The 3,634-nt window shown below is 46.3% G+C and carries 3 protein-coding genes; all 3 read right to left on the bottom strand.

Annotated elements, in window-relative coordinates; genetic code table 11:
* Positions 1-344: 344 nt before the first annotated feature.
* Complete coding sequence (locus tag QT992_RS33085; protein WP_333207271.1) at positions 345-1,451, bottom strand: 30S ribosomal protein S1; 1,107 nt, start codon at positions 1,449-1,451, stop codon at positions 345-347.
* 1,004 nt (positions 1,452-2,455) lie between these two features.
* Positions 2,456-3,013: a transcriptional regulator NrdR gene (gene nrdR, locus QT992_RS33080; RefSeq protein ID WP_190738941.1), complete on the bottom strand. Its 558-nt coding sequence runs from the start codon at positions 3,011-3,013 to the stop codon at positions 2,456-2,458.
* Positions 3,014-3,206: 193 nt separating this feature from the next.
* Positions 3,207-3,302 carry a photosystem II reaction center protein T gene (locus QT992_RS33075; RefSeq protein ID WP_006635641.1) on the bottom strand — a complete coding sequence of 32 codons (96 nt, stop codon included), beginning with the start codon at positions 3,300-3,302 and terminating at the stop codon, positions 3,207-3,209.
* Positions 3,303-3,634 lie beyond the last annotated feature (332 nt).

Genomic DNA, 3,634 nt, shown 5'->3' with positions numbered 1-3,634 from the left:
CTCGCACTGTAAATGCAAAACTGAGATGCTCCCCATCCCACAAACTTGTGGAAGTTATTTAATTCTCATTCCTAAGTAGGGAGACAGCAATGCCCATAGGTGTCAACTTAAGCTGTTAGCTCGCCAAGTTCGTTAGTCATCCCGTCAGTCCGCCAGGGGTTTCAACCCTTGCCGGACTATGGGTTTAACGTTAAGTTGACACCTATGGGCAATTCCGTTTCCCTACAAATGCGCGCGTACTTTTCAGAATTGATATTAATTGGTAATTAATGATTGGTAATTGGGACGTTTAAGGCAAAAAAAAAGAGGGAAAATTCCCTCTTTTAATAACACTAACTGCGATGTTATTCTTCCGTCGCAGGAGGGATTTCTTCCTCTACATCTAATACTGCTTCGGGTGCTGCTTCGGCTGCTACTTCGGGTGCTGCTTCGGCTGCTACTTCGGGCTCATCCTCTTCCATTGCTGATGGTACGTCTTCGAGTATTTCGTCGGAGAGGTCATCATCAGCATCAGTTGAGTCTACAGGAATGTCTATGCCTGCTTTAGCTTGCTTTTGAGCCAGCATTTTCTCGCGGAACTTAGCTGCCATTTCCTCAGCTTTTTCGTATACCAATTCGCGATTTTTGACCATCGCGCCCGGTTCCGGTTCCAACTGCTTGGTGGAGAGAGAAATCCGGCCCCTCTCGGCATCCAAGTCAATGATCATCACTTTCACTTCGTCGTTGACATTGAAAACGCTATGAGGCGTATCGATGTGATCGTGTGAAATTTCCGAGATGTGCAGCAAGCCGCTGACGCCGCCGATGTCGATAAAGGCACCGTAAGGCTTGATACCGCGTACTGTACCGATGACGACTTCCCCGACTTCGAGGCGGTTCATCTTGCGCTCAACTAAGGCGCGACGATGACTCAACACTAGGCGGTTGCGGTCTTCGTCTACCTCTAAGAATTTTAATGGTAATTCTTCGGCGACTAATTCTTCCTTCGGTTTGCGGGTACTGATGTGAGAACCGGGAATAAAGCCTCGCAAGCCTTCTATTCTCACGAGTGCGCCGCCGCGGTTGGTGGCAAATACTTGCGATCGTACTGTGGCATCTTCTGCTTGCAGTTGTCGCACTCTTTCCCACGCCCGCATATACTCGATGCGCCGGATGGACAGGGTTAATTGTCCGTCTTCATTTTCATCGGTTAGAATGAAAAATTCTCTGGTTTCGTTTGATTGCAATACCTCTTCAGGGCTTTCGACTCGATTGATCGACATTTCCTGAATGGGAATGTACGCTGCTGTTTTAGCACCGATATCAATCAGAGCGCCCCTGGGTTCTATACTAAAAACTGTACCCGCTACTACATCGCCCGGGCTAAAGTGATAGTCATATTTATCAAGTAGGGCTGCAAAATCTTCGTGAGTAAAGCCGATGTCTTTGACTGTGGTTTTGAGATTGACCATGCGAATAGTTTCCTAGGATTTCTCTCCTTCATGTTTTTCGTTTGTGCCGGCAGATATTCGAGATTTTGGTTAAAAAGCGATTAACTTTTTTCAAAATCTTTTACTAAAGTCAGTTTTTGCTAACTTTTGCCGGGTGCAACTGCACACCAGCGCTTGCCTTTACTGTTACTCCATACTCTGTGTTAAAACGTTTAATCTTAACATTCCGAGTCAAGTAGACTATTTTGACACTCTCAGGTATAAATAAACTGAGATTCTTCATCTTTACATTTTTGATTTACTACCGCCTTGGGACTGGTTGGCTCGGTGTGCTTTTGTGTTGCACTTTCAACGGGACAATTACCGCCTCAAACTTAAGAGCCCTGTACGCATAGTATTTTGCACGGGTTGTGCCTCCCATGAATGGGGTAATGTTAGCTTCGACAATGTTTCGAGAGCTTGTTAGACCTGCAACACTGTTCCAGTGACCTTAGAACTGTTTAATTGCAGATGACAGAGCAGGGGACTAGCTACGCATCCACAGGGTGTCGTGACTCTCAAAACGTAGGCAATTAAGCCTTAGTCTGGTCAGTATGGCTTGCCAGATTTCTCTTACAAGCCCCGTGTCTTTAGACCGGGGTTACTGACTCAACGAGCCGACTTGCTGGCGACAGGATTACTCCAGTCTAAGTAGAGGTCGGTTTCTCCAGAAGCGTAAATTTCGGTATGTCCTACCGTATTTAATTAGTCACGGATCTTTAGTTAGGTTTTGTTCAAATGCGAGCTTTCCTAAACTGCAACACCGTTAGGTGTGACTACGCACTCAACTAATCCAGTTAAGTTTTTACGTTGTCTAGTTATACTCTATTTTAGACCGATGACGATCATATCACACCCAGCACTCTTACTGAGAAAAAAGAACACTCGCTCGAATGAGAGTCCCTTGAGTCGCTATTCCTCCCGGCCTTCCTCGCGACACGGTTTTCAATCTCCCAGAATATTTCTCTAAATTAATTTAAGCGAGCTTAGCTGGGACTCGCGCAGGATGCTGGGCTTTCTCGATCGACTGATTCGGAATCCGGCAAATCTGCGTCAAAATTCGGTCTAGTTTCTGTATCTTCAGCTTCGTTGAGGGGATTCTGAAGGTGATTTAGGGTATCTACAAAATCTCGGATGCCTCGAAATTGCCGATATACGGAGGCAAAACGGACATAAGCGACTTCGCTGAGCGGCCGCAGGTGCAACAGCACCAGTTCCCCTATTTCTGAACTGGCGATTTCTCGGAGCGATCGACCTTGGAGTTGCGCCTCGATTTCTTCGGCCAGGGTTTCGAGATGCCCGGAAGACAAACCGGTTTTTTCGCAGGCCCGAATCAATCCCCTGACTAATTTTGATCTGTCAAAAGATTCGCGCTTGCCGTCCCGCTTGATCACCGTAATCGGCACAAATTCTATGCGTTCGTAAGTTGTGAAGCGGTGCTGGCAGCTCAAACACTCACGCCGCCGACGGATGCTTTGACCTGATTCGGCTGAACGCGATTCTAGAACGCGGCTATTTGTGTGTTGGCAGGAGGAACAGCGCATGATTGCTGATTTTAACAGGCATTGCCAGCAAATTGCCACTCATCTAACCGCGCGGGATCGGATGAATGGCTGGACTAGAAAAATGACTTAGCAATCAGCGGTGAAATAGTCCCGCACCACATTCGATGCAATGATGCGGGCTAACCGCAGTCCGGTTCAAGATATTTTGGACTTGCCGCAGGCGTATAGCTAATTATTTGCCAATCCGGGGAGGTTCCCGAAAGGCGATCGCAAAAAATAGTACGCCTATGGCTAAAGCCAGAATCAAAATGTAAGCAACACTTTCCATGTTAAATTTTCCCTATCTTCCCTTGCCGTATTATTTTATCAGAAAATTGGGTTGAAAACCCTGTCCTTGTAGGACGGCTTTTTTCCATTGTTAAGTAAAATAGCAAATCCATCTTAACAAATGAATATGGTAAAATAACCAACTCAGACAAGATGTAAAAACCTACCCCCGGACTGGGGGAAAGTCTACGCCCAAAACATTTTTGAGGAGATATGACGGGAGCACTCTTTTGTGCCCAGAGTAGTCAGCCTGGGAACTAAGGATCGCGAATTAAATAACTTACAATTTTAATTGTTATTGTGGGATGGGCGTCCCGCCCGTCCTTTTTGGAC

The sequence above is a fragment of the Microcoleus sp. T3_D1 genome (genome assembly GCF_036700405.1).
In the GTDB taxonomy this organism is placed as follows: domain Bacteria; phylum Cyanobacteriota; class Cyanobacteriia; order Cyanobacteriales; family Microcoleaceae; genus Microcoleus.
The sequence above is the reverse complement of the archived record's forward strand: the minus strand, read 5'-3'. Positions and strand labels throughout refer to the sequence as shown.